At 67.2% G+C, this 24,784-nt stretch carries 33 protein-coding genes; 1 reads left to right on the top strand and 32 read right to left on the bottom strand.

What is annotated here, in order from left to right; translation table 11 throughout:
- Nucleotides 1–130: 130 nt before the first annotated feature.
- From I8J34_RS03815 to I8J34_RS03835, 5 genes are all read right to left on the bottom strand, one after another.
- Nucleotides 131–706: a carboxymuconolactone decarboxylase family protein gene (locus I8J34_RS03815; RefSeq protein ID WP_214360043.1), complete on the bottom strand. Its 576-nt coding sequence runs from the start codon at nt 704–706 to the stop codon at nt 131–133.
- A gap of 285 nt (nt 707–991) precedes the next feature.
- The gene (locus I8J34_RS03820; RefSeq protein WP_214360044.1) at nt 992–1,189 is read right to left on the bottom strand and encodes a zf-HC2 domain-containing protein; all 198 of its coding nucleotides are present in this window, start codon (nt 1,187–1,189) and stop codon (nt 992–994) included.
- Nucleotides 1,186–1,797, bottom strand: coding sequence for a sigma-70 family RNA polymerase sigma factor (locus I8J34_RS03825; protein ID WP_214360045.1), 612 nt, complete (start codon nt 1,795–1,797; stop codon nt 1,186–1,188). Before I8J34_RS03825 ends, I8J34_RS03820 begins: the two co-directional genes overlap by 4 nt.
- A 306-nt stretch (nt 1,798–2,103) precedes the next feature.
- Complete coding sequence (locus I8J34_RS03830; protein ID WP_214360046.1) at nt 2,104–2,613, bottom strand: TlpA family protein disulfide reductase; 510 nt, start codon at nt 2,611–2,613, stop codon at nt 2,104–2,106.
- Nucleotides 2,614–2,728: 115 nt separating this feature from the next.
- On the bottom strand, nt 2,729–3,007 hold the full coding sequence (locus I8J34_RS03835) for an EF-hand domain-containing protein (RefSeq protein WP_214360047.1): 279 nt from the start codon (nt 3,005–3,007) through the stop codon (nt 2,729–2,731).
- A gap of 377 nt (nt 3,008–3,384) precedes the next feature.
- Between I8J34_RS03835 and I8J34_RS03840 the strand changes: the two genes are divergently transcribed.
- Nucleotides 3,385–4,014: a transposase gene (locus tag I8J34_RS03840; protein ID WP_370661877.1), complete on the top strand. Its 630-nt coding sequence runs from the start codon at nt 3,385–3,387 to the stop codon at nt 4,012–4,014.
- 122 nt (nt 4,015–4,136) lie between these two features.
- Here I8J34_RS03840 and I8J34_RS03845 read toward each other — a convergent pair whose 3' ends face one another.
- From I8J34_RS03845 to I8J34_RS03970, 27 genes are all read right to left on the bottom strand, one after another.
- Complete coding sequence (locus tag I8J34_RS03845) at nt 4,137–4,571, bottom strand: hypothetical protein (RefSeq protein ID WP_214360048.1); 435 nt, start codon at nt 4,569–4,571, stop codon at nt 4,137–4,139.
- 75 nt (nt 4,572–4,646) lie between these two features.
- Nucleotides 4,647–6,164: a multicopper oxidase family protein gene (locus I8J34_RS03850; RefSeq protein ID WP_214360049.1), complete on the bottom strand. Its 1,518-nt coding sequence runs from the start codon at nt 6,162–6,164 to the stop codon at nt 4,647–4,649.
- A 68-nt stretch (nt 6,165–6,232) separates the two neighbouring features.
- Nucleotides 6,233–6,817 carry a DsbE family thiol:disulfide interchange protein gene (locus I8J34_RS03855; protein WP_214360050.1) on the bottom strand — a complete coding sequence of 195 codons (585 nt, stop codon included), beginning with the start codon at nt 6,815–6,817 and terminating at the stop codon, nt 6,233–6,235.
- Nucleotides 6,814–8,124 carry a F510_1955 family glycosylhydrolase gene (locus tag I8J34_RS03860; RefSeq protein ID WP_338140869.1) on the bottom strand — a complete coding sequence of 437 codons (1,311 nt, stop codon included), beginning with the start codon at nt 8,122–8,124 and terminating at the stop codon, nt 6,814–6,816. Before I8J34_RS03860 ends, I8J34_RS03855 begins: the two co-directional genes overlap by 4 nt.
- Before the next feature lie 2 nt (nt 8,125–8,126).
- Nucleotides 8,127–8,477 (bottom strand): hypothetical protein, encoded by a 351-nt coding sequence (locus I8J34_RS03865; RefSeq protein ID WP_214360052.1) that lies wholly within the window; start codon nt 8,475–8,477, stop codon nt 8,127–8,129.
- A 67-nt stretch (nt 8,478–8,544) separates the two neighbouring features.
- The gene (locus I8J34_RS03870; protein WP_214360053.1) at nt 8,545–9,288 is read right to left on the bottom strand and encodes a cytochrome c biogenesis CcdA family protein; all 744 of its coding nucleotides are present in this window, start codon (nt 9,286–9,288) and stop codon (nt 8,545–8,547) included.
- Between the two features lie 18 nt (nt 9,289–9,306).
- On the bottom strand, nt 9,307–9,441 hold the full coding sequence (locus tag I8J34_RS24805) for a hypothetical protein (protein ID WP_255553108.1): 135 nt from the start codon (nt 9,439–9,441) through the stop codon (nt 9,307–9,309).
- A 13-nt stretch (nt 9,442–9,454) separates the two neighbouring features.
- On the bottom strand, nt 9,455–10,039 hold the full coding sequence (locus I8J34_RS03875) for a TlpA family protein disulfide reductase (RefSeq protein ID WP_214360054.1): 585 nt from the start codon (nt 10,037–10,039) through the stop codon (nt 9,455–9,457).
- The gene (locus I8J34_RS03880; RefSeq protein ID WP_214360055.1) at nt 10,036–10,701 is read right to left on the bottom strand and encodes a c-type cytochrome; all 666 of its coding nucleotides are present in this window, start codon (nt 10,699–10,701) and stop codon (nt 10,036–10,038) included. Before I8J34_RS03880 ends, I8J34_RS03875 begins: the two co-directional genes overlap by 4 nt.
- Before the next feature lie 35 nt (nt 10,702–10,736).
- The gene (locus tag I8J34_RS03885; protein WP_214360056.1) at nt 10,737–11,336 is read right to left on the bottom strand and encodes an SCO family protein; all 600 of its coding nucleotides are present in this window, start codon (nt 11,334–11,336) and stop codon (nt 10,737–10,739) included.
- The gene (locus tag I8J34_RS03890) at nt 11,329–11,793 is read right to left on the bottom strand and encodes a copper chaperone PCu(A)C (protein WP_214360057.1); all 465 of its coding nucleotides are present in this window, start codon (nt 11,791–11,793) and stop codon (nt 11,329–11,331) included. Before I8J34_RS03890 ends, I8J34_RS03885 begins: the two co-directional genes overlap by 8 nt.
- A 197-nt stretch (nt 11,794–11,990) precedes the next feature.
- Entirely contained in the window at nt 11,991–12,350 is a 360-nt protein-coding gene (locus tag I8J34_RS03895) for a hypothetical protein (protein WP_214360058.1), read from the bottom strand.
- A gap of 154 nt (nt 12,351–12,504) precedes the next feature.
- Nucleotides 12,505–12,879 (bottom strand): copper-binding protein, encoded by a 375-nt coding sequence (locus I8J34_RS03900; RefSeq protein ID WP_214360059.1) that lies wholly within the window; start codon nt 12,877–12,879, stop codon nt 12,505–12,507.
- A gap of 52 nt (nt 12,880–12,931) precedes the next feature.
- Nucleotides 12,932–16,075: an efflux RND transporter permease subunit gene (locus tag I8J34_RS03905; RefSeq protein WP_214360060.1), complete on the bottom strand. Its 3,144-nt coding sequence runs from the start codon at nt 16,073–16,075 to the stop codon at nt 12,932–12,934.
- Nucleotides 16,072–17,661 carry an efflux RND transporter periplasmic adaptor subunit gene (locus I8J34_RS03910; protein ID WP_214360061.1) on the bottom strand — a complete coding sequence of 530 codons (1,590 nt, stop codon included), beginning with the start codon at nt 17,659–17,661 and terminating at the stop codon, nt 16,072–16,074. Before I8J34_RS03910 ends, I8J34_RS03905 begins: the two co-directional genes overlap by 4 nt.
- Nucleotides 17,658–19,004 (bottom strand): TolC family protein, encoded by a 1,347-nt coding sequence (locus I8J34_RS03915; RefSeq protein WP_214360062.1) that lies wholly within the window; start codon nt 19,002–19,004, stop codon nt 17,658–17,660. Before I8J34_RS03915 ends, I8J34_RS03910 begins: the two co-directional genes overlap by 4 nt.
- A 187-nt stretch (nt 19,005–19,191) precedes the next feature.
- Entirely contained in the window at nt 19,192–19,449 is a 258-nt protein-coding gene (locus tag I8J34_RS03920; protein ID WP_214360063.1) for a hypothetical protein, read from the bottom strand.
- Between the two features lie 317 nt (nt 19,450–19,766).
- Nucleotides 19,767–20,669, bottom strand: coding sequence for a DUF6685 family protein (locus tag I8J34_RS03925; protein WP_214360064.1), 903 nt, complete (start codon nt 20,667–20,669; stop codon nt 19,767–19,769).
- 4 nt (nt 20,670–20,673) lie between these two features.
- Nucleotides 20,674–20,880: a hypothetical protein gene (locus I8J34_RS03930; RefSeq protein ID WP_214360065.1), complete on the bottom strand. Its 207-nt coding sequence runs from the start codon at nt 20,878–20,880 to the stop codon at nt 20,674–20,676.
- A gap of 65 nt (nt 20,881–20,945) precedes the next feature.
- Entirely contained in the window at nt 20,946–21,197 is a 252-nt protein-coding gene (locus tag I8J34_RS03935; protein WP_214360066.1) for a helix-turn-helix domain-containing protein, read from the bottom strand.
- A 57-nt stretch (nt 21,198–21,254) separates the two neighbouring features.
- Nucleotides 21,255–21,566, bottom strand: coding sequence for a hypothetical protein (locus I8J34_RS03940; RefSeq protein WP_214360067.1), 312 nt, complete (start codon nt 21,564–21,566; stop codon nt 21,255–21,257).
- The gene (locus I8J34_RS03945; RefSeq protein ID WP_214360068.1) at nt 21,563–21,745 is read right to left on the bottom strand and encodes a hypothetical protein; all 183 of its coding nucleotides are present in this window, start codon (nt 21,743–21,745) and stop codon (nt 21,563–21,565) included. Before I8J34_RS03945 ends, I8J34_RS03940 begins: the two co-directional genes overlap by 4 nt.
- A 16-nt stretch (nt 21,746–21,761) precedes the next feature.
- The gene (locus I8J34_RS03950; RefSeq protein ID WP_214360069.1) at nt 21,762–22,742 is read right to left on the bottom strand and encodes a DUF3262 family protein; all 981 of its coding nucleotides are present in this window, start codon (nt 22,740–22,742) and stop codon (nt 21,762–21,764) included.
- Nucleotides 22,730–23,266 carry a hypothetical protein gene (locus tag I8J34_RS03955; protein ID WP_214360070.1) on the bottom strand — a complete coding sequence of 179 codons (537 nt, stop codon included), beginning with the start codon at nt 23,264–23,266 and terminating at the stop codon, nt 22,730–22,732. Before I8J34_RS03955 ends, I8J34_RS03950 begins: the two co-directional genes overlap by 13 nt.
- A 46-nt stretch (nt 23,267–23,312) precedes the next feature.
- A complete protein-coding gene (locus I8J34_RS03960; protein WP_214360071.1) occupies nt 23,313–23,588 on the bottom strand; it encodes an acyl carrier protein in 276 nt (91 codons plus the stop codon).
- Nucleotides 23,578–24,141, bottom strand: a complete 564-nt coding sequence (locus I8J34_RS03965; protein ID WP_214360072.1) for a hypothetical protein — start codon at nt 24,139–24,141, stop codon at nt 23,578–23,580. Before I8J34_RS03965 ends, I8J34_RS03960 begins: the two co-directional genes overlap by 11 nt.
- A 110-nt stretch (nt 24,142–24,251) precedes the next feature.
- Entirely contained in the window at nt 24,252–24,776 is a 525-nt protein-coding gene (locus I8J34_RS03970) for a PFL_4695 family integrating conjugative element protein (protein WP_214360073.1), read from the bottom strand.
- Nucleotides 24,777–24,784 lie beyond the last annotated feature (8 nt).

Consider the following 24,784-nt stretch of genomic DNA (forward strand, 5'->3'; position numbering starts at 1 on the left):
CAATTCTTGTAAGGATGGAACGCGGCTGACAACCGGACGCTCAGCCGCGATTCGCACCTGCTGGAGTAGCTCTCCCGTCGCGCATGCGCACTCACGGGTGTCGTCATCCGAGCCTCACAATCGTAGCGGGTCAGCGCACATCCGACCATTTTCGAGCCGCGAACATGTCATCGAGCTCGGTGTGAAAAAGGTGGTTGGAGTAGTTGCTGAGCGTTTTTACCGCGATCGCGAGCACAATCTCCAGTATCTGACGTTCGCTGTAGCCTACCGACAGGAAGCGCTCCACCTGCGCCCGCCCGGGCAGGCCGCGACTATTGACCATCGTGCGCGTGAGATCGGCCAGGGCCTGCAACTTTGCGTCGGCAAGGGGCTGGTCGTTGCGGATTGCGTCGGTGATCTCCTTTGGCACTCTCGAGGCGTTGTCGGCAAGAAAGCTGTGCGCCGAGACGCAGTATTCGCAGCCGTTCTCGCGCGAGATTACCAGAAAGACCACCTCCTGCTCCATCGGCGTGAAGCCCGAGTCCTCGCGAAACGCCGCGTAGCCATCGAGGTAGGTATTGAGCACTGCGGGCGAGTGAACCATGTTGGCGTACATGTTGGGGATGAAACCCACCTGCTTGTTGGCCTTTTCCAGCACTGCCCGTGCGCGTGCATCGGCAGTCTCAAGTGTCTGCGGCAGCAAGGTGATTTTGTATTCGGCAAGCATTGTTCTCTCCTTGGGTTGAACGGAGCCACGGCTCCGGGTTGAATGACTCGGCGACGTCTCGTGCTTCGCCCCAGTACAAGCTGTGGTATTCGGACCCGCTCGCCAGGCTGGCTTCACAATCTCGAGATACGGCGACACATCGAAATCGCGCGGGGTGAACAGGCCGTGGTGAGGCACATGCTGGGTGGGCTGGGCGCCGCCGTGAACATGGATCATGTCGACTGAGCATGCGCCCGAGCCTGTTTCCGAGGCGACCGGGTACGAGCCCTTCCTGAGCCGTCCAACTCAATGGTCGCCGCCCGTCTTTCCCTCGCGCAGCCGCGCGGTGGCCTGGCGCAACACGTCCAGATGCTTGCCATAATTGGAGCAGCCGTCGCACATCGCCGTATGCACCCGCAGCGACAGCCGTTCGCGAAGGCTGAGTGTGCGCTCGTAGCGTTCGGACATGAGTTGGGCCGCGTCCCTGCAGTTCATCATTTTCATCGGACCTCTCCCTGGAACCAGCGGTTCTCCAGACACTCGCGCAGCCCGAGCCGCGCGCGGTGCAAGATCACGAAGCAGTTGTTGTTGGTGATGCCCAACTCCGCACAGATCTCGGCGGTGTCGAGTTCCAGAAGCTCGCGCATCGTATAGACGCGGGCGATGTGCTCGGGCAGGTTGTTCATGCAAGTGTCGAACACCGTCCAGAAGGCGTCCTGCTCGAAGGAGGCCTCCGGGTCCGCCCAGGTCTCAGGGCGATCGTCGGAGTTCCAGAAGCCGCGCTGGTCGAACAGCACGTCAAAATCCGCCAGTTCGGCGTCGCCGCCTGCACGTCCGACCAGATCCGAACCGCTGATTTCGCGCGCCGACGTGCGAATGTGGTCGATGATTTTGTTGCGCAGGATCGCGAATATCCAGGTCTTGAAGGTCGACCGCCCGGCGAAGCCTTTGGCGCTCTTCATCGCTGCCATCAGCGCCTCCTGCACCATATCCTCAGCGGCGCCGCTATCGCGCAACCGCATGCGCGCAAAACGCATCATGTCGCGCCTGATCTCGGTGATCGACGCTTCATCCCAGGGCGGGCTTGCGGCCTGTGCGCTGGCATTGCTCATTCTTCACTCCCGTCGAGTGTTCCCTGCATGTTGATCCGCATGCCGCCGGGGCTGGCCGCGAGCGCCGTCATCGGCGCAGTCGGCAGATAGCGCGGATCTCGAGTGCGTGATCTTTGAATACATCCGTCTTTAGGTGCATGTGCAGCCAAACAACCCCTTCGACCTGCAGCGCGGTGGCTCTTCTGTGCCTCGCACTAGCTTGGTCGGGTTAGGGAGGACGTTCTTACAACGATATCAGCCGGTTTCGACTTCACGAGCTAAAACTGACCAAATCAGCGCAACAGGTCTCCGCAGCCACCGGACGACTCACTGCTCGAGAACGGACCGCAACTGCATATCGATCTCGTCGTAACTGACCTCACCGACTTGGCGCCATACCACTCGACCGTCCCGAGCCAGAAGGATCAAGGTCGGCGTGCCGATGATCGACCCCAGCACCGCACGGTGCGCCGCTGTTCTCATCGCCACCGGAAAACCATAGGGATTGGACGCCAGGAAGTCCCGCACATCGGCCGCATCCTTATCGACCGACAGCGCAAGTAACTCGAAGCCCTTGTCGCGGTACGCATCGTACAAGCGCGCATGATGGGGCAGGCTGGCCAGGCAATTCGGACACCAGGTCGCCCACATCAGCACCAGCACGGCTTTGCCCTTGAAATGCGCCGGATCGAGCATGCGTCCGTCAATAAGCTGCGTTTCTGGAAGATCGATGACGGGTCTGTGCTGGGCACGCGCTGGCGATGCCAGCAGCAAAGCACCGAGGACGAGCGCGGCAAGCGCAAGGATCATCAAATTCCACGTTCTGCGCGACATCATTCAGCTCCCGAAGCGGGGCGATCAATGCATCGATCGCCCCCTCTTTCAATCGGCCGGAACCCTGCAATTTTGCAAGACTCCGAGCCGCACGGATTCGACCCGCATTGATGCGGTGTCACGGTCCGGGTTTGCCGACTAACTGCTCCCAGAAGTTCTTTGCCCCTTCCGAGACTTCCTCGAACGTGCAGTACCCCTTGGTTCCTGCGCGCTTGTCAAACTGCGCACCCATGTAACCAAGGTACTCGCCCCTGTCGATCTTGCCATCCTTGTTGGTGTCCATCACCGCCACGTTGCGTGACTGCTTGGGCAGTTCCGCATGTGCCGGGCTTGCAACCAAACCAGCGCCCAGCAGCATCGCCAACACCACCATGGTGGAATTTTTTGTCATGTTCATGATCGCCTCCGTAAAGCAACTTGTTAAACGGGCTGGGGCAAGGGTTCGGGCGCCCGGCCACTCCGATGTCGCCACGGTCAAGGTGATATGTCTTCGAGACCGCATCGACACTGCTTTGTCGCCTGGTCTGCTCGATTTCTTACAGGGCTCTGTCGCAGGGGCTGACGTGGACGGAATCGACCGCATTGCCGCTTGCGACCCCTCGCCATCGGCTGGCAGGAGTGCCGATTTCCGGCACCTACTTTTCCTCCCGAACCATGCGCGGCCAAGAAGATCCCTAAGCGTCGATGTTTAGCTATGTCAGCCTCGAAGAGCGAGTGCCGCACGACCATCCGCAACGTTGACTGCGCCAACTTGTCGTCATGATTCTGGCGAACATGAGCGAGCAGTTCGACAAGGTCTACTCGCACACGGGCCGCCCGTCGATCCCGCCGGAGCACTTGCTTTGGGCCTTGCTGCTGCAAACCCTCTTCACGGTTCGCAGCAAACGACTGCTGATTGAGGAACTCGACTACAACCTGCTGTTTCGCTGGTTCATCGGCCTCGGGATTGAGGCGCTGGTGTGGGACCGAACCGTGTTCAGCATCAACCGCGACCAGTGGCTCTGTACCGAGATGGCCCGCGAGTTCTTCCTGCGCGTGCTGCGGTTGGCTGAGAGGCAAGGCTTCATCTCCGACGAACACTCAGCGTCGAAGGTTCGACGATCGAGGCGTGGGCGAGCCACAAAAGCTTCGTGCGCAAGGACGGCGGCGGCCCGGACCGGCCGCCCGGGCGCAATCCGGAAGTCGACTTCAAAAGCGAGAAGCGCAGCAGAGTTTGCAGCGCAGAAAAATGATCGAGGAGGCCTTCGGCTGAATCAAGGCCATCGGTGGCCTGCGCAAGACCCGCTACAAAGGATTGGCGAAACTCTCGGGGGAGGCAGTGATTACCTTTGCTGCCTACAACCTTACGCGCCGGCTCAATCTGATGTGGCCGAAGGCCGTGCAGGGACAAACCGCCTGTCGTGAGCCCAACGACAGGGAAACGGGGTGAAAACGCCCGGCAACACGGGCAACGGCGTGCTTCGGGTGCCGGGAAAGGCGAGCGGGAGGGTAATTCCGAAAGGAATCGTGAGTTTCTCACGACCCTGCTAATGTCGCCGGTTCTCGTCGCCGGTTGGTGGCATTGAGTCCGCCGGCGCGCGCACCGGATGCCATTCGCGCAGGCACCACAACGCCAGTCCCGGCACGATCACCCATTGCGCCAGCGGTGCGAGACCGATGCCGGCCAGCGTCGGCATTGACTCGGCGTAGGCCCATGAGCCGAGATTTTGGACGTGACGCCACTCACTGAAAGCGGTCCAGCCGAGTCCGCTCGCCCACAGAACGGCCAGGCCACTGCCCGGCGATTCCCAGGGCCAAGCGATGGAACGCACCGCGGCGCTCGCGGCCGCGTAGGTGCCCAGCGCGATCAGGCCGTCGCCCGCGGTGCAGTGGATCACCGCCCACGCGATGTACGCCGGCGTCTCCTCGCGCCACAGCGTGTACAGGGGCAACTGGGCAATCTCCCAGGCGAGGTGGAGCACGAGGGGAAACCAGCAGCCAGGCACCGAGCACGCGCAGGGCGGGCGCGCAAACCGTGCCCCATGTTCGCGCCGGGCTCATGTCCGGCCCGCCGGCGAGCGCGCTTCGAAGCGGCAATTGCGCATCATGCCGCCGTCTTCGTGCTCGAGGTTGTGGCAGTGGTACATGAAGAGCCCGGGTTCGGTGGGCGCCACCAGCAGGCGCACGCGCTCGCCGGGAAAGATCAGGAAGGTGTCCTTGAAGCCGGCGTCGACCAGCCCCTCGCGCAGGTCGGCGGGCGCATCGCCTGTGCTGCGTTCCAGGACGCGGAAGCGCACGCCGTGGATGTGCATCGGATGGGCCATCGCCATCGGGCCGCCGTCATTGGCGAAGGTCCACACCGTGCCCTCGTCGAGGGGCAGGCGCTCGTCGTCGGCGACCGCTTCCATCTTGAAGCGGCGGCCGTCGAGAAAGCCCCGCATGTGGCGAAAGGCGAGCCGGGTGTGGAGCTCGTGCCCTTCCCGCGGCGACCGGGGCGCGGGCGGCAGCCGCAACTCCTCGCCGGCAGTGCGAGCCTGCGTGCCCACGTCGAAACGCGCGACCGGCAGCGCTTCCCCCTGGCCGGGCCCCATCATGCCGCGCATCATGTCCTCCATGCCGCGGCCCATCATTCCGCCGCCCATCATCCCGCCCATCATGCCCAGGCTGGCGAACTCGCGGCTCACCAGCGCCACCTCGCTGCCGGGGCGGCGCGTGCCGAAATCTTCCAGCAGCTCGATGCGCTCGAAGGGCGCGAGCACGACGTAGGGCCGCGTCTGGATGCCTTCGGCGGCCGAGAGCAGGCCGTTGCCGCTGGCGATGACCCGCATGGGCCGGTCATCGGACCAGGCGAGCTTGTAGATGCGCGCGTTCGACGCGTTGACCAGGCGCAGCCGCCACGGCCGCGGCGCGACCCGGAACGCCGCGGCCGCCACGCCATTGACGAGCACGGTGTCGCCCAGGACGCCGTTCATGTCGTCCATCATCATCCGTTTGAACTCCAGGCGGTTGTCGCCGGCGAGGCGCCGGTCCTGGATGACGAGGGAGAGCTCATGCTCCGGCCCCGGCAGACCCCAGGCGCGCTCCTGCGCCTCGCGCACAATCAGGAGCCCCGCGAGGCCGCGATAGACCTGGGCGCCGGTGAGGCCGTGCGGATGCGGGTGATAGAGGTAGGTGCCAGCGGGGTTCGTCACCGTGAACTCGTAGACGTATTCGCCGCCGGGCCCGACGGCGAAGCGCGGATGACCATCGGCCGCCTCGGGCACGATCATGCCGTGCCAGTGGATGATGGATGGGTCGGCTAGACGATTGCGGAATTCGATCCGCACCCGCTCGCCGCGCCTGAGTTCCAGCGTCGGCCCGAGGTAGGAAGCGGACGGCCTGAGCGCGTCGGCTCGACCGCGCAGCACCTGGCCGGTGTAGCGCAGCACCGCCGTCTCGCCGCCCGGCCGGATGCGCACCGTGTCGGGCGCGGCGGTCAGCCGCAGGACGAGATCGGGTGCCGTGGCCGCCCGCGCCGTGCGCAGGGGCCACGGCGCGGCGGCAAGCCCCGCCCCGGCGGCCAGCGCCTGCAACATGTTTCGTCGTGTCCACATCGTCGTTTCTCCTTGCCGGTGGCGCCTGTGGCCGTGGAATCGGCCTGGGCTCAGGGCTTGCCCGATCTCCGCAGGCGCTCGATCATCGGAATCAGCTGCTCGCTGACGAACTCGGGCGTGATCGGCCCGATGTGCTTGTAGGCGATGCGCCCGTCGGGGCCGATGACAAACGTCTCGGGCACGCCATACACGCCCCAGTCGATGCCCACGCGACCGTCCACATCCGCGCCGGTGCGGGTATACGGATCGCCCCATTCGGCCAGCCAGCGCGCGGCGTCGTCGGGCTGGTCCTTGTAGTTGAGCCCGTGGATGGGGACCAGCCCGCGGGCCTTTAGGTCCATGAGCACGGAATGCTCTTCGCGGCAGGCGACGCACCATGAAGCGAAGACGTTGACCAGCGACACCTCGCCCTTGCCGAGGACCGCGCTCGACAGCCCGAGCGTCCGGCCCTTGACCGGCGGCAGGTCGAACGCCGGCACCGGCTGGCCGATGAGCGGCGAAGGCACTTCGCGCGGATTCAGCGTCAGGCCGACGGCGAGCGCCACGACCAGGGCGAGGAAGACGGCAAGGGGCAATAGCGCGCGCCACCGGCTCGGCGCCGGGTGTCCGCCATGGTCGCGTGTATCGGCGCTCATCGCCGCTTCGCCGCCGCGCCTTCGCGGCGATCCAGGCCTTTTCCCTCGCGTGCGATCGCCTCCCAGCGCTTGCCGCCGTCGCGGCTCAGGAAGGCGCTGCGCTTGAAGGTGGCGATGGCGTACTCGCCGCGCCGGGCTGGGTTCTGGGCGATGTACGCCACCGCATCGCCAGCGAGCGGCGGCAGGCTCACGGCACTCGCCCGGCCGCTCTTCCAGTCCACCCGCGTGAGCGTCGGTGTGCCGTCATGACCGGCGTGCCACAGATGGGTGCCATCGAGGTCGAAGGACACCGCCAGGGCCTGCCCAGAGGCCACGTGGCGGAAGTTTTCGCCGGCGTCTACCGACAGGAAGAGGGCGTCGCGCGTCCCGACCGCCACCACCTTCGCGTCCTCGGGATGCACCGCGAGGCTCATGGGTTCGCCTTCGATGCCACGCCCGGCGGCCTGCTTCCAGGTGAAACCGTCGTTGAGCGTGTAGTGCAGGCCGGCGGTCTTCATGCGCGAGTTGCGCCCGTGGTTGAACACATACACCGCGTTGCTGGCGTAGCCGGTGGCGAGCAGGTGGAAGTCGGACTCGCCTTCGAGACCGAGTTTCTTCCACGTCTTGCCGCCGTCGTCGCTGCGGATCAGGCCGAAGGGGTTGACCAGGCCCGAGTTCGGCGCCGGATGGCCGCTGCTGTAGAAGCGTTCGCGGGTGGCGGAGAAGCCCATGTAATCGTGTTGCGGCCCCGGCGCCTTGGACCACGCCCCGTTTTCATAGACCGCCAGGCCGTGGTGACTGGGGATGAAGAGGCGCGCGCCGTCGGCGCTCCAGGCGAGGCCGTGCACGTGGGTGAGGGTCACTTCGGCCGCCGCGCCCGGACTGCCGAGGACGAGCAGCATGGCGAGCAGGCCGGTGATGAAGGAAAAACGTTCTGGCAACATGAGTAAACTCCATTTGGTTGAGGAATCGGGTACGGGCGCCGGCCGGGAAACCCTCTCCCGCACGGCACCCTCGTTGGTCAGAAGGAGGCGCCGCTGCGCGGCCGACCACAGGGTCTTCAGGTCGTCGACCACGGCGCGGATTTCCGCCGGAGACAGGATTTGTCCGAACGCCAGCATGGTGAGCCGCTCGGTCTTGTTGAACGGATCACGCCAGCCGTCGCGAACGATCCGGTAGAGCATCCCGTCCGCATGCTTCCAGGTGTGACCTTCGTGGATGTGCGGCGCCGCCGGCATTTCCCCGCGTGCGTCGGGTTCGCGCCAGGCGAGCGCGCCCAGGCGCCCCAGCGCCGCACGCCTGTCGAGGGCGGCCGCTGGTTCGTCCATGCTCACTTTGCCTCCTTGACCTGATCGGCATAGCGGGCGGCGATCTCGCCGACCTTCTGCATGATCTCGGCCTGCATCTTGAGCTGCAGCTTGTCGTTGCCGGGAGGCAGCTGCGGCACCAGAGCGCCCGTCATGCCAGCTCCGCCCATCATCTTCTGGCAGTGCTGCATCATGTTCATTATGCCCATCATGCCGCCCTGACCCATCATGCCGTCCTGACCCATCATCCCCGGGTTCATCGGCATCCCACCCATGCCCCCGGCACCGGACTGTTGTTCCTGGGCCGCCAACGCGAGCCCGCCCGACACCAGGAGTGCGGTCAGCACCCCGATCACTACACATTTCTTGCTCATTTCAAGCTCCTTTGTCGAAAACGAGGGGCCGCGAGCTTCGCCGCTGCCCTTGAAAAACCCGCGCGCTTCAGCCGATGCGTCCGAGCACGGGGAACTGCTCCAGCAGCCAGTAGCTGAACGCCGTCAGCTGACCGGTCATCATTGCCACGCCCATCGCCACCATCACCAGGCCGGCGACCACCTGCAGCGGGCGTCCGGCGTGGCGCAGCGTCTTGAGCCGGCCGACCATCTCGCGCATGAACACCGCCGAGAGCACGAAGGGCACACCCAGCCCGAGGGCGTAGGCCGCCAGCAGCGACACACCGCCTGAAACGGAGCCCTGCATCGCGCTGGCGGTCAGGATCACCCCCAGCACCGGGCCGATGCACGGCGTCCAGCCGAAGCCAAAGGCGATGCCGAGCACCAGCGCGGAGGCCGGATGCCCGCTCGCCAGATGCGGGTGGAAGCGCAGGTCGCGGTGGAACCACGACACGTGGCGGAACAACCCGAGCATGAACAGCCCGAAGCCGATCACAATGGCGCCGCCGACCAGGCCGGCTTCGTGGCGGTAGCGCAGCAGCAGCTGGCCGAGCGCGGTGGCGCTCGCCCCCAGGGCGATGAACACCGCGGAGAAGCCCAGCACGAAAAACAGGCTCATCACCCCGGCGTGGAGGCGGCTGCGGGCGTCGACGTCGACTTGCGTGCCGTGCATCGAGTGTCCTGCCATGTACGAGACATAGGCAGGCACCAGCGGCAGCACGCAGGGCGACAGGAAGGAGATCAGGCCGGCTGCGGCAGCGCCGGCGAGTCCGAGGGTGGGGGCGTCGATCATGGCGGCTCGCGGAGGCGCTCACTTTCCGGTGCCGAGCACGCGCTCGACGGCGGCCCGCAGCGCAGTGGGCGGCTGCGCGCCGACCACCCATTCGGTGGCGCCGCCAAGCGCCTGCACGGCGGCATCGAATCGCTGAACTCTCGTGTTTTCCATTTGTATCTCTCCTTTACGATTTGTCATGGTTGGTCGCGCCAGCGGTGCCGGCCTCGACCGCCTCGCGGAGCTGCTCGACCATCTCCGGCGCATCCCACTCGGCCGGCCCCACGCGCCGCCAGCGCTCGCGGCCGTCGCGGTCGACCAGCACGGTGGTGGGAATGCCGACGGCGCCGAGGGTGTCGGTGACCCGCGTCGAGGGGTCGATGTAGATCGCCAGCCGGCCGATGCCGTACTCGCGGTAGAAGTCGCGCACGGCTTGGGTGCTGTTGTCGATGGACAAGGCCACCACCTCGAAGCCGGGGCCGCCGAGCGTCGCCTGCAGGCGGTCGAGCGAGGGCATCTCCTTGCGGCAGGGCACGCACCAGGTGGCCCACAGGTTGAGCAGCACCACGCGGCCATGGAAATCGGCCAGCGTGCGGGGTGCCCCGTCGCCATCCTCGAAGCGGATCTCGGGGAGCTGCGCCGATGCGCGCGGCGCGTCCGCGTCCACGGCGACCTGCCGGAAGCCGTGCAGATCCGCGATGACGGCGACGGTGAGCGCGGCGATCACGCCGGCGATCACCAGGCCGCGGCGATTCGCGAAGCCCGTCGTCATGGGCACGCATCCCGGATGAAGGCGGAGATCTCCTGCGGCGCGGAAAACACTACCTGCGCGCGGTCGCCGCCCATGCCGGCACCGACGATCACCGGCTCGCCGTGGCGCGGGCCGCGCGCAGAGGAATCGGTCTTGAAGCGCAGGTTGAACTCCCAGAACGGGAAGATCGCACCGTCCCCAAGGGTCACGCGGTAGGTGTCGCCGCAGTGGCCGATGGCGCGCACCCGCTGGCCCGTGTCGACCGCCTTGAGGTCCGGCAGGGCGCGTGTCTTCGGTGGCGCGAGCTTGCCCGCGGAGACCGCGCGCAGGTAGGCGATCAGGTCGGCGCGGGCGGGGGCCTCAGGCAGGCCGCGGAAGCGCATCGCGTTGCCGGGGATGACGGCGGCCGGATCGCGCAGCCAGGCATCCAGCGCCTCCTCGTCCCACACCACGGTCGACTGGCGCAGCGCCTCGGAGTAGCGGGCAAAGCCCTCCACGGTGCCGGCGCGGCGGCCGAACACCGTGGCCAGGCTGGGGCCGGTGCGGTGCTCGCCGGCCACCAGCGAATGGCAGGCGGCGCAGGCGCGAAAGGCCTGCGCGCCGCTTTCGGCGTCGCCGGCCGCGTGGGCGAGCAGCGGGGCACCGAGCGCGGCCAGCGCCGTCAGGGTACGCAAGATGGTCATTTCGGAGGTCTCCTCGGTAGGGGGGGGTGAGTTCATCACTGCAGCAGGATCCGCAGGTCGTGGGCGATCACCTGCGCCGCGGTTTTGCCGCGGAAATACAGGCGCAGCCGCCCCTGCGGGTCGAAGGCGAGGACCGCGGCCTGGTGGTCGACGGTGTAGAAGCCCGACGCGTCGGGCGCCTGGCGGGCGAAGAACAGCTTGAAGTCCCCGGCGGTGCGTGCCACCTCGGCCTCGCTGCCACGCAGGCCGAGGAAATCCGGGTGAAACGCCGGCACGTACTGCCCGAGCACCGCAGCGGTGTCGCGCGCCGGGTCCAGGGTCACGAACAGCCCCTGGACGCGCGCGCCGTCTTCGCCGAGCAGTTCGACCGCTCGCGCCATCTTCGCCAGCGTCGTCGGGCAGGCGTCGGGGCAGTGGGTGTAGCCGAAGAACAGCAGCACCGCCTTGCCGCGAAAGTCGGCGAGGGTGCGCGGCCTGCCGGTGTGGTCGCCGAGGCGAAAGTCGCGGCCCCAGTCCACGCCGGTGATGTCGGTGCCCTGGAAGGGTTCCTGCTTCTCCGCGCAGGATGGCAGCGCCAGCGTCAACGCCAGCAGGCCGCCGGCGCGCAGCAGCAGGCGACGGCGCGCCTCATTCATGGCCGCTCCCGTGCCGCCAGTCCACCACCGGCAGCGTCACCGTCACCACACGGCTGGCGCCGCCGGGCTCGCGCACGGTGAGGCGCAGCGCCACGGTGCCGCCGGGGTGCAGCGGCTGCGACAGGCCGGTGAACATCAGGTGCACGCCGCCGGGGACGAGGCGCAGCGCGCGTCCGGCGGTGAGTTCGAGTTCGTCGACGCGGCGCATGCGCATCACCTCGCCGTCCATCGACATGCGGTGGAAGCTCACCGAGGCGGCCGCGTCGGAGGCGGCAGCCACCACCCGGGCAGCCACCGGGCTTTCCATCGTCAGGTAGGCCGCGGCCACGCGCTGCCCCGGCACCGTGGCCAGAATCCGCGCATCGCGCACCGCGAGCGTCTCTGCAGCGGCGGCCGGCAGCGCTAGCGCCAGTGCGCCGAGCAGGGCCGCCATTGTTCCCCTTGCTTGCATCGTCATGCCATCTCCTCGCTGCCGCGTCCGCGCGCAAAACGCCGTTGCGGTGGCATCGAACCTGTCGAACCTGGATTGATCGCTTGGATGTGCCCGAGCGCGCGGTCAGCCATGGAATCCATGGTTGAACCGGGTTCAGGGCGAGCGGAACGCCTCCGGCGGACGCATCGCGCGTGCCGCAGGGGCGTTTCGCCAGGGACGGGTCAGCGGCTGCGGGGTGGCCGCCAGATTCCGGCGGGACTGCGAGAGAGCAGGGGGGTTGGGGTGAAGGCGACGATCGTCGCGGGCGCGGTGTGCGCCTGCGCCGTTGCGGGCAGGTACGGGGGATGGATGCTGCCGGCCTTGCACTGCTGGCCAGGCTTGCACGGCGTGCGCTTGGTCGGCTCCGAGGATGCATCGTCGTCCGACTCGGCGCTCGCGCAGCAGTCGTTCCCGATCTGGCCCGCCTGCGCCACCGCCTCGACCTGCATCGGGCAGGCGTCCGGCAGCCCGAGCGCCGCCCACGCGTACACGGGCAGCGTGACGATCAGCAGCAGGGCAATCAGTCGTCGGATGAGATGCATGGCTTAAGGACGGATCGGTATTGTTCGAAGATTCTACGCCGGCATTCTGGATGCAGCGCCCGGGGCGAGCATCGCACAGTCGGGTTCCAGTATGTGCGACGCCCGGCGAGGCCGGAAGTTCAACAAGCGAACCGCCGACCCCGCCTCTGGGGCCTCAGCGCACGACGGTCACCACGTAGCCGGCGCCCTCCTTGACGAAGTCGAACGTCACCTGCGCGCCGACGGCGAGCTTGTCCAGCAGCGCCTTGTCCTTGACCTTGAAGCCCATGGTCATGGCCGGCCATTCGAGGCTCGCTACCGGCCCGTGGGCCAGGGTGACCATGCCATTGACGGCATCGACCTTCTTCACCGTGCCGCTGGCATGGTGGACCTGACCCTGGGTGGCGCCCATCGGCATGTCCTTCATGGGCATGGCCTTGTCGCCGCCCATCGGCATCCCCTTCATGTCTTCCATCTTCTGCTGGGCCAGCGCGGCGCCGGCACCGAGGGTCAGGGCGACGGACAGGGCGAGTTTCGTGATGTGTTTCATGTGTACTTCCTTTGCTTGCGGTTGAAAAAAAAGTGTGCCGGCGCATCCACGTTCAGCGCCGGTATTCGCCATCCTTGCGTCCGCGCCGGCGCATCAGCAGATAGGCGGCGGGGATCACGAACATCGACAACAGCGGTGCGGTAATCATGCCGCCCACCATGGGCGCGGCGATGCGTTGCATGACTTCGCTGCCGGTGCCGGCGCCCCACATGATGGGGAACAGGCCGGCGAGGATCACCGCCACTGTCATCGCCTTGGGGCGCACGCGCAGCACGGCGCCCTCGCGGATCGCCTCGAGCAGGTCGGCCTCGGTGGTCTTGTTCTCGTCGAGCCGCTCGAACCACGCCTGCTTGAGGTACAGCAGCATGATCACGCCGAACTCGGCGGCCACCCCGGCGAGCGCGATGAAGCCGACCACGCCGGCCACCGACAGGTTGTAGTCGAGCAGGTAGAGCAGCCACACGCCGCCGACCAGGGCGAAGGGCAGGGTGGTCATGATCAGCAGCGCCTCGCCGAAGTGCTTGAAGGCGAGGTAGAGCAGCACGAAGATGATCAGCAGCGTGAAGGGCACCACCAGCGTGAGCTTGGCGGTGGCGCGCTCGAGGAACTCGAACTGCCCGGACCACGACACCGAGTAGCCCGGTGGCAGGTCGATCTGCTCGGCCACCGCGCGCTGCATGTCGCGCACCGCCGAGCCCAGGTCGCGGCCGCGGATGTCGACATACACGTAGCCGGCGAGCCGCGCGTTCTCGCTGCGCAGCATCGGCGGGCCGTCGTCGATGCGGATGTCGGCGACGTCGGCGAGCACCAGCTGCTGCCCGCGCGGGGTGACGATGGGCAGCGTGCGCAGCTGCGCCAGCGAATCGCGGATCTCGCGCGGATAGCGCACGTTGATCGGGAAGCGCTGCAGCCCCTCGACGGTCTCGCCGATGTTCATGCCGCCCACCGCCGAGCTCACCACCGACTGCACGTCGGCGATGTTGAGGCCGTAGCGGGCGGCGGCCTCGCGGCGGATGTCCACGTTCACGTAGCGCCCGCCGGTCAGGCGCTCGGCGAAGGCGCTGGTCACGCCCGGCACCGGCTTGAGCGCGCGCTCGATCTCGCCGGTCAGGCGGTCGATGACGGTCAGATCCGGCCCCAGCACCTTGACCCCCACCGGGCTCTTGATGCCGGTGGCGAGCATGTCGAGGCGGTTGCGGATCGGCGGCACCCAGATGTTGGTGAGGCCGGGCACGCGCACGGTCTTGTCAAGCTCGTCGACCAGCATGTCGGGCGTCAGGCCCGGGCGCCACTGCTCACGCGGCTTGAACTGGATGGTGGTCTCGAACATCACCAGCGGCGCCGGGTCGGTGGCGGTCGCCGCGCGGCCCGCCTTGCCATACACGCTTTTCACCTCGGGCACGCTCCTGATCAGGCGGTCGGTCTGCTGCAGCAGCTCGGCCGCCTTGCCTGCGGACAGGCCCGGCAGCGCGGTGGGCATGTAGAGCAGGTCGCCCTCGTCGAGCGGCGGCATGAACTCGCTGCCGATGTGTTGCAAAGGCCACAGACTCGCGAACAGCAACATCACGGCCAGCGCCAGCGTCGCCTTGGGGAAGCGCAGCACGGCGTCGAGCAGCGGGCGGTAGGCCACGATCAGCCAACGGTTGAGCGGGTTCGCCTGTTCGTCGGGAATGCGGCCGCGGATGAGATAGCCCATCAGCACCGGGATCAGCGTCACCGCCAGCCCCGCCGCGGCCGCCATGGCGTAGGTCTTGGTGAAGGCCAGCGGCGAGAACATGCGCCCCTCCTGGGCCTCCAGCGTGAACACCGGGATGAAGGAGAGGGTGATGATCAGCAGCGAGAAGAACAGCGCCGGGCCGACTTCCACCGCGGCATCGCCGATCACGTGCCAGCGAGCCTCGCCCTGGAGCTTCTCGCCCGGATGCGCATGCGCCCAGGCTTCGAGATGCTTGTGGGCGTTCTCGATCATCACCACCGCCGCATCGACCATCGCGCCCACGGCGATGGCGATGCCGCCCAGCGACATGATGTTGGCGTTGACGCCCAGCCGCTGCATGACGATGAAGGCCATCAGGATGCCCAGCGGCAGCGAGACGATGGCGACGAAGGCCGAGCGCAGGTGAAAGAGGAACAGCGCACACACCACGGCGACGACGATGAACTCCTCGACCAGCTTGTGGGTGAGGTTGTCGATGGCGCGCTCGATGAGGCCGGAGCGGTCATACACCGGGACGATCTCGACCCCCGGCGGGAGGCTTTTCTGCAAGCTGGCGAGCTTGTCCTTGGCCGCCTGGATGGTCGTCAGCGCGTTCTTTCCCGAGCGCATCACGATCACGCCGCCCACCGCTTCGCCGATGCCGTCGAACTCGCCGATGCCGCGCCGCATCTCGGGGCCGAGCTGGATGCGCGCCACATCGCCGAGCCGCACCGACACGCCCGCATCGGTGGTCATCAGCGGGATCGCGCGGAAGTCGTCGAGGCTTTGCAGATAGCCCGAGGCGCGCACCATGTACTCGGCCTCGCCCAGCTCCAGCACCGAGCCGCCGGCCTCCTGGTTGCCGCGGCGGATGGCCTCCACCACCCGCGCATGCGCAATGCCGTAGGCGGCGAGCTTGTCCGGGTCGAGCACCACCTGGTACTGCCGCACCATGCCGCCGATGGTGGCCACTTCGGCCACGTCGGGCACGGTCTTCAACTCGAACTTGAGGAACCAGTCCTGCAGGGTGCGCAGCTGCGAGATGTCCTGCGTGCCCGACCGGTCGACGAGCGCGTACTGGTAGATCCAGCCCACCCCGGTCGCGTCCGGCCCGATCGACGAGCTGGCCCCCGGCGGCAGGCGCGACTGCACCTGGTTGAGGTATTCGAGCACGCGCGTGCGCGCCCAGTACAGGTCGGTGCCGTCCTCGAACAGCACATAGACGTAGCTGTCGCCGAAGAAGGAGTAGCCGCGCACCACCTTGGCGCCGGGCACCGACAGCATGGTGGTGGTGAGCGGGTAGGTGACCTGGTTCTCGACCAGTTGCGGCGCCTGGCCGGGGAAGGTGGTGCGGATGATGACCTGCACGTCCGACAGATCGGGCAAGGCATCGAGCGGGGTGCGCGACAAGGCCACCACGCCCCAGGCCGTGACCATCACGGTCGCCAGCAGCACCAGGAAGCGGTTGGCGATGGACCAGCGGATGAGTTTGGCGATCATTGCGCCGCCCCTTTCGCCGCCCGGATGGCGACGATCTGCGGTGCATCGCCTTCCTGCATGCGGAACTCGATGTCCACCGCCGCGCCCGCCGCCAGCGCTGGCTGCGCCAGTCCCGGTGCCAGCTTGAAGTCCATGGTCATCGCCGGCCAGCCGAGGCTCTCGATGGCCGGATGGCTCAAGGTCAACAGGTCACCGTCGATGGCTTCGATCCGCGCGCCGGTACGATGGGTGTCGGCGGCTGCGGTCTCGCCCAGGCGCGCCTCGATGCCCTTGAGGCTGGCTTCGGAGTCGATCAGGAACTGCCCCGACAGCACCACCCGCTGCCCGGCCTGCAGGCCCTGCCGGATCTCGGTCCGGCCGCCGGCCTCGACGCCGGTGAGCACCTCGGCGGGCCGGAAGGCGCCGTCTGCCTCGGCCAGCATCACCAGGGCGCGCCGGCCGGTGTGGATGATCGCCTCGGTGGGCACCAGCAGGCTCTTGCGCGCCATCTGCTCGGCGAAGCTCATGCGCACGAACATGCCCGGCACCAGTTGCCCGCGCGGATTGGCCAGCGCCAGGCGCGCCTTGACGGTGCGCGTGGCCGGATTCACTTCCGGCAGCAGCGCCTGCACGCGGCCGGCGAAGGTCTCGCCCGGCAGCGCCGGGGTGGTGGCGCTCACCGGCGCGCCGGGGGCGAGCTGCGCCGCCTGGCTCTCGGGCACCTCGGCGTGCGCCCACACCGTTTCCAGGCCGTTGATGCGTGCCAGCGTCATGCCCGGCATCACCGTCATGCCTTCGCGCGCCATCAACTCGGTGACGGCGCCGGCGATGGGGGCGCGGATGGTCAGCCGTGCCTGCACCTTGCCGCTGGCTTCGACCAGCCGGATGTGCGCCGCGTCCATGCCGGCCTGGCGCATGCGGGCGCGCGCGGCGTCCACCAGGCTGTCCAGCCCGGTGCCGCGCATGCGCCGCACCGACAGGAATTCCTCCTGCGCCGCGACCCAGTCGGGCACGTGGATGTCGACCAGCGGCTGCCCCCGGGTCACGCGGTCCAGCGTCGCGCGCACGTGCAGTTTCTCGACGTAGCCCATGGCGCGGGCTTGCACGATCGCCTGATCGCGCTCGTTCCAGGCGATGGCGCCCACCGCGCTGATCGCCGGCGATGCCGCGCCTTCGGTCACTTCGGCGGCGCGCAGGCCGATGTTCTGCTGAATGCGCGGGCTGACGGTGACGGTGCCGGCATCGGCGCCCTCGCTGCCGGCATAGGCCGGCACCAGCATCATGTCCATGAAGGGCGACTTGCCCGGCGCCTCGAACTTCTTCCCCGGCACCATGGGGTCGTGGTAGTAGAGAATTTTCCGCCCGGTGAGCGGGTCGTCCATGCCGGCCGCCAGACCGGTGTCGATGTGTCGGCGGGTGGCCGCCTCGCCCTCGGGGATGCCCCAGGTCGACGGGTCGACCGGGGCGGCGGTGGCGGCGGGCGCCTGCGCCGGCGTGCCGGCGACCATGCCCATGCCGCGCGCCATGCCGACGCGGTAGAGCGCGACGCCCGCGGCGCCGAGCATGCCGGCGGCCGCCAGGCCGATCAGGATGTGCTTGAGTTTCATTGTTGTTGCTCCGCAACCAGGTATTCGAGTTCGACCCACAGGCCGGCGGTTTCCATTTCGATGCGCAGCCGTTCGATGCGCGTGTCGATCTCCATGCGGCGTGCCTCCAGCACCGCCGCCAGCGCGCCGCCACCACCGCGATAGGCGGCCAGTGCGGCGCGGGTGCGCTCGGCGGCGAGCGGGATCAGCGTCTTGTCGTAGTCGTCGAGCCGCGTCAGGTGGCTGCGCCAGGTGGTGAGCCAGCGCTCGGTCTCGGCCAGATGCGCGCGTGTCATCTCCTCGCGCTCGGCGCGTGCCTGCTCGGCCTTCGCCAGCCGGGCGGCCAGTTCGCGCTCCTGCCGGTTCGCCTGGTCCCACTGCAGCGGCACGCTGAGCGCGATCGTCGCCATGTTGGAGAAACCGTCGCCACGCTGGCCATACATCAGCGACACGCTCCAGTCCGCACGCTTGTCCTGGCGGGCGAGCTCGGCCTCGGCCCGGGCCACGGCCTCTTTCGCGGCCATCAAGGCGATGTCGGGGTGGCGGTCGAGCTGGTGCGCCACGGTGTGCGCCGCCAGTCGGGTCGTGGACAGCGGCGGCGGATCGCCCAGCGGGGCGGCGGCAAGATCCCCCACCCAGCGCGCCAGTTGCGTCGTCGCGTTGGCCTCGCGCGCCTGCGCCTCGCGAATGCGGTCCTCGATCCGCGCGACGCTCGAGCGCACCGCGAAGAGGTCCGCCTGCGGGCCGCGGCCGCCGCGGTAGGCCGCTTCGGCGGCGTCGATCTGCAGCGCTGCCTCGTCGCGCTGGCGGGTGAGCAGCGTGACCATCCGCTGCTGGTAGTAGCGGTCGAACCAGGCCAGCGCCGTGCCGCGCCGCAGCTCGGCCAACTGCATGGCGCGCGCCGCAAGTGCCGTGTCGGCCTCGCGCTCGAAGCGCGCCGCACGGGCGCGGCGCTTGTCCTTGCGAACGAAAGTCTGGGTGAGGCCGACTGAGCGCATGGTCATGAAGTCCTCGGTCAGGCTGAAGCGCATCGGCCCGTCGACGGGCAGGTTGTCGACCGACAGGCGCAGCACCGGGTCGGGCAGGCGAGCGGCGGCGACGGCCATCTCGCGGGCCGAACGGGCGGCGGCATCCTGCGCGACGAGGGCGTGCGAGCGCGCCTGTGCCGCGCGCAGTGCCGCCGGCAGGGTCAGGGGCTGGGCGGGCGGTGTTGCTTGCGCGATGGTCTGCGCCGCGGCCCCACCGCAAAGACCGGCCGCAAGCAAGGCGGCGCCGAGCGCGCGCAGGACGCCGGGCCGGCACGCGAAGGTGTTGTTGTTCTTGCGGGGCACGCATGCGCGCACCCCTTCCGAAGGAAGTGGCATATAGGCTGAATCCGAACGAGTCGATGGACCCCCGGCGCTGCGCACCGCCCCCCGCGGGGGCGAGGCCCGGCCTTGGGGCGGCCCGGCAACCGGGCCTCAGGCGTCGCCGCAATGCGGCGCGCACAATCCGTCGCCACGGGCCAGACGCGTCAAGGCGCGGCCCGAAACGACACATGGGAGAGCGGAATCAGACGGCGCGGGGCGGGCGCCAGACCCCGGTGGGGTCGCGGGAGAGGACGGGGGATTCGAGGGCGGAAACAACCAGCGCGCTAACTGGGAACGGTCGTGCCAAGGGCGGGAACACCGGCTGATGAAGATTGCTGCTCTTGCACTCCTGGCCGGGCTTGCACGGATGAGGCTTGTCCGGCTGGCCGTGGTCGCCGTCGGCGGGGTCACAGCAGGCGTCGCCGGTACTGGCCATCTCCACCATGGGCGTCGACTGCATGGGGCAGACCTCCGGCAGAGCGAGGGCCGCCCAAGCGTACGCGGGAAGCGTCACCATCAGGAGCAGCGCGATCAGTCGCCGGAAGAAGGGCATATACACAATGAATCTGGAAATGGCCGACTGATTCTACATGCGGGTCGGACGAGAAGGGAAGCTCGCATTCCAGCGCATCAGGGCGCGATTTCCATTTCTCCACCTTGTGCTCCGCCGTGAATGCGTCCGATGGGCGCTACATTTATCCACAGATCGGCGGGAACAACCCTGTGGAAAACTCTTCGATTCTCTGTCGCGCCGGGAGACGAGGCAACTGCCTCAATTTAAGTCATGTGCGCGCACATGCCTCGCAGATGGGCCCCGAGATCGAAGAATCCCGCCCCGCGTAGCACATGCGCAACCGTTGCCGACCGCGGCTCCGCAACCGGCAACAGGATGGCCCGATGCGTGTCCGTGTAGGGTAAGGGCAGGAACTGCCAGAGGTAGGTGGCACGAAAACGCGCCATGGCCTCACGGAACGCATTGGTGGCGCAGGGGGTGTCGCCGATGACGAACATCTCGTAGTCACGCTGAAGGCTGGCCAGGGCCATCTCGTTAATGCCGTAGGTGCGCAACGTGCCGCGCAATGGCACCGAGGTGCCGAGCCGCGCGGCGAGGTAGCGGGCCGCGGCGAAGTGGTGGGAGCCGCCGGCATTGATCAGGAAGAGGCGGCCGTCCCACACGTAGCGAGCGAAGAAGTCGCTCGTTTCCGGCTTGAGGATGCGGACCTCGCGCCATGCGAGGTTCTCCCGAAGCTTTTCCTCGGTCACTGGATCGATCAATTCTGGCGCCTTCATCTCGACCATCGCGTCGAGACTGCTGAAGGATGCCAGGTCGGACTTGGAGGCCGACAGGCCCACTACATCCTGGATGTCGCATTCCCACTCGTCGTCGCGCCTGCAGTAACCGAAATGCGCGAATTCCTCGCGCATGAGATGGAAACTCGAATACCGGCCGGCCTGGTAGCGCCATCCCGTAATCCAGCCGCGTGCGCGGGGTGGCCAGTGCAGTGCCGAGGCCGCGCCCCATTCGTGCCAGCGGGCCACGCATCCGGCCGCCAGCACCCGCGGCAGTTCCTCGATCGTAACGCGCAACTCGGGGCGCCTCTCGATGACCCGGAGCAGCGAGGCCGAACGGCCAAAGCCGTTCTGGATTCCGCCGATGACGCGTCGCAGTAAGGTGTCCATGGAATCACTCGCCAAGGTTCGGATCCGCTGGCACGGCAACGCTCAGATCCCCCGCCTGCCAGCGCGTGAGCGCCTCCGGGCAGGCCGAGCACACTCCCAGCCCGGTCTCGCGATCCACCATGAGCCAAGTGCAGGGTTCGGCCGCCGCGTCGTCCCAGCAGGCGCACAGGTCGGTGTACCCGCAGGCGATGCTGGTGGCGTTGTCGAGCATCGATCAGGTCTCCGACCAGCCGAGCTGGCGCCGTGCGCGTTCGAGCCTGACATGCGCCCGCTCGATCACTTCCGAGTCGATCGCCCCATCTCCTCGAGCGCGAATAGCAACTGAATGGCCCGGTGGGGCTGTCGGCCTTTTTCGTAGCGACTGCCACCGGACTGGGTGGCACCGTAGCGCGTCCAGAACTCGGTCTGATTCATGCGCAATTGCCAGCGATATGCGCCCACGTCCGAGAGCAGGCGCGCCAGGCGCGAAGGGTTCCGACGATTCACCTGGGTGGCGGGGTGTGCATATCTAGGCAGTGGATGGGTCATCGAACGATCCTCTTAATCAGGTATTGCAGGGGGTACTGGTGTGCGGTCCGGCGGGACTCATCCATGGAAATGACACGGATCGCCCGAGCCGCTGAAGCAGGTCGGGCACGCGTTCATCTCTTCCAACGCCTCGTCGAGGCGCACCTGCGCCCGCGCGTCCATCCGCCCGCTCTCCCATTCCTGCCGAAGGATGTCCTCGCCGGACAGCAGAGGCGAGATGGCCGCGCCCGTGTGGAATGCGTCCCACCCGAGCGAGTGCGCCAGGCAACCGGCCCGCAGCTCCTCGAGCTCTGCGTCGTCCGGATCGGCCAGAAGGCGGGACAAGGCGAGGGCGCAGCGCGCCTCGACGGCTTTTTGGAAGGCCTTCATTCGGAGGAGCCCTCCTGCCGGGTGCCATCATGCATGGTGGGGCTCGCTTGGCCGCTGAGCGAGAAGGTAGTAGAGCAGTTGCCGAAGATGGTCTCGGCCACTTCGCGGGTGCACACCGGCGGCACGGCGCCGGTCATCGCAGACGGGCCGGACGTTGCCGGGCTATTCGTACCGGTCATGAATTGTCTCCTCGCATCACTGCAGGATCACCACGAAGATCAGCACCACCAGCACCGCGCGCATGATGATCTGGCCCATGTCGTAGACCGCCACATTGCCCGCGGTGTAGCCGCCGAAGCTCTTGAGCGTGATCGTGCCCAGCCACAGGAACAGGCTGGCGGCAATCAAGGAGACGATGAAATCGCGCACCTGACCCATGCTGTAGCCGGCCCCAGCCTTGAAACCCTGCTGGGCTGAGCCATACTTGGGCGCGACCGGCGCGACCGGCGCGACCGGCGCGACCGGGCCGGAGACCGCGCTACCACCGTCGACCAGCGGCGGGGCGGTGTAGGTGTAACTCGAACCGTTGCCGGCGACGATCGTGCTCGCGCCGCCGGTGGGCGTAGCCGCCGCGACCGCCGCGAAGCTCGGAGCGGTAGCGGAGAGGCCGTAGCCGGCGAAGCGCTGCAGGTATTCGGTCATCTTGGTGGCGTTCTGGTCCTGCGGGTCAGTCGCACCGCCGGACGCCAGCCATTGGGTGACCTTGCCGTGTCCCACCAGATGTGCCGCGGCGATCAGGCCGCTCTGCGTGATCTCGATGCCGTTGATGGTCTGGCCGATGTAGTCGGCCGCGCCGCCGCGGCCACCATTGGTCAGATAGTTGTTCCAAACCAAGTTGTGGTAGCGGGTGATCGCCTGCGTTTGCGCCTCGGGGTCGGCGAGGAAGTCGGACAGGGAGTTGACGCCATACTTGCCGGTAAAGCTGCCCGTGTAGTCGTTTTTCTTGGTGCCGTCGCCTGCGTATACGCCAGCGTCCTGTAGCGACAACTCACCCATCTGATACAAGCCGACATACTTGGTGTCCCGGCTTACAGCCGAGGTGTCCATGGACGACTCGCGCTGCCCGAGCGCCTTGAGGAAGTCTGTGTAGGTTGTGCCGGCGAGCACGACCGTGGCCACGGCCAGCGCTGCGATGCCCAGGAAGCGTCGCGCCGGCCGCGCGATCAGGGGGTGCATGGCGAACCGCTCCTGTCGATCGAGCGCGCATAGCCGTATTTCCCGCCCTGGTACGTCCACACGCCAATGCAGTGGCTGCGCCCCTGCATGTGCAGATCCGCCCACCCGTCGGTACGTGTTGGCGCGACATCGACGATGGCAGTGACTACGTCGATCTCCAGCATCCAGCGAGCGCCGTGTTTGACGACCATCCACAGCGTCTGGCCCGTGGTACCGCTCGAGCAGGTATCTCCGCCCAACACCAGCACTTCCGCTCGACCATCACCGTTCAGATCCTCGAGTCGGACCTCCGGTCGAATATCCCGGCCGGCACACACCTCATTGTCGAACTCGACGTGTCCGTTGCGGAACACCATCGGCAGCGCCTCGGCGATCTCCCGCCGGTCCTTCGCCGACAGCACCTGCGCCGGTACGGACCCGAACAGCGCGTCGGCCAGCGTCTTTAACCCTGCAAAGGCGCCCGTGACTACCACCATCGCGGTTAATGCCACCACTATGGCGGACATGGGTGAGCGTTTTCTCATAACCTTCTCCATGATGTAGGCGTAGTTCGCCTGCGTTACCCGAACGCTATTTCGACAAGTGGCGCAAAACGAGGCTGGAAACACTTTCGATCGTTCCGTCGATCCCGAACCATTCGACCTGGGGCGCATCGATATGGAAATGCCTTTCGACCTCAGCAATGAATACAGACAGGTCGTCGGTGTCGACGTGAAGATCCTTCGCCGGGTTAGTGGCGCCGGAGAGTTGCTCTCGCTCGTCGAGTCCGGTGATGCGAACCAGGATGTCGAGAACGGTCTCGATTACTTGATCCTTCGACGGCATGTCGCCATTGTCATTTCTCATTGCGCGCCTCGTACACGCACATACCGATGCTGATCGCATCGAATACGGCCAATCCCACCGCGGCGAACGGCAACGCACGCCCAACGATGCCAAAGACCCGGATCGTGCCGAAGGCGCTCTTGGCCACACGTGCGGCAACCGAGCCGTGGGGGAGCGTTGTCATAGGAAAAAATTTGAGACCGAAGTGACTGACCAGATTGGTATACCTGCTCGCGCCCGGATAAACCTTGTGCCCCAGACGTAGTTTGCTGATTGGAATTCCGCCCGCACCCGCCACCGCTGTTGCCGCAGTCAGCCCGTAATGCTCCTTCGCGCATCCCCAGATATCACCGACCGTAATGTCGTGCTGCGGTACCGCGGGGGGCGAAAGCCTCACCAGGTCATATCCCTTACGGGCGCCAGTTTGCGCAGCTTCCGGAAGCAAGGCCAAGACTCCGCCGCTTCCCGAGGCCATGCTGAAATCCACGAACAAGCTTGAGGTGTTCGGCTGGAACCGAACCCCTCGGTTGTTGAGTTCAGTGACACCGAGATGAATCGCATGAGACAAATGCATTGAGTTCACAAGGCCTCCATATCGCAGCGTGACTGAGGGGAGTCACGAAACCGTGAATGACAAAGGCATCATCGTATTTCGATTGGGTGGTGAATTCAAGCCGGTTACCCTTACTGCGAAATCTCGCCGTCGGCCGAGATGAGCAGCGGCCAGACGGCGACACCGAGCCGCTCGAGCAGCGCGTCGCCGCTGGCCGGCGCGAAGGGCACGTCGGCCAGCACGCGCAGCGTCGCGAAGCGCGCCTCGGACGCCACGCGCACCACCATCACCGCCGCGCCGATCTCGCGCAGCCGCGCCGCGTTGGCTTCGAGCCAGGCGCGCGAGGGCGTGTCGTCGCCGACGATGGCGATCGGACGACCCGGCCCGCCGGGCAGGGCGGGGCGCTGCGGGTTTGGGGCGAGCGTGCCGGGGCCGCCACGCCGCGTCACCACCGGAAAGACCAGGACATGGGCCGGCACGGGCATCGGCGCGCGCGCGACCGTCGACAGCGCGGGAACGTCTTCGGTCTCAGGGTTGATCAGATCGAGGATCGGCACGCCGCCGCCATCGAAGATGACCACCGGCGCCTCCGGTGACGGTGGCATCGCCTCGGCGTACGCGTCTGCCAACGGCAGGGCGCTCAGCCAGGCGATCAATGCGATCT

This window comes from Denitromonas iodatirespirans (genome assembly GCF_018524365.1).
Classification (GTDB): Bacteria; Pseudomonadota; Gammaproteobacteria; order Burkholderiales; family Rhodocyclaceae; genus Nitrogeniibacter; species Nitrogeniibacter iodatirespirans.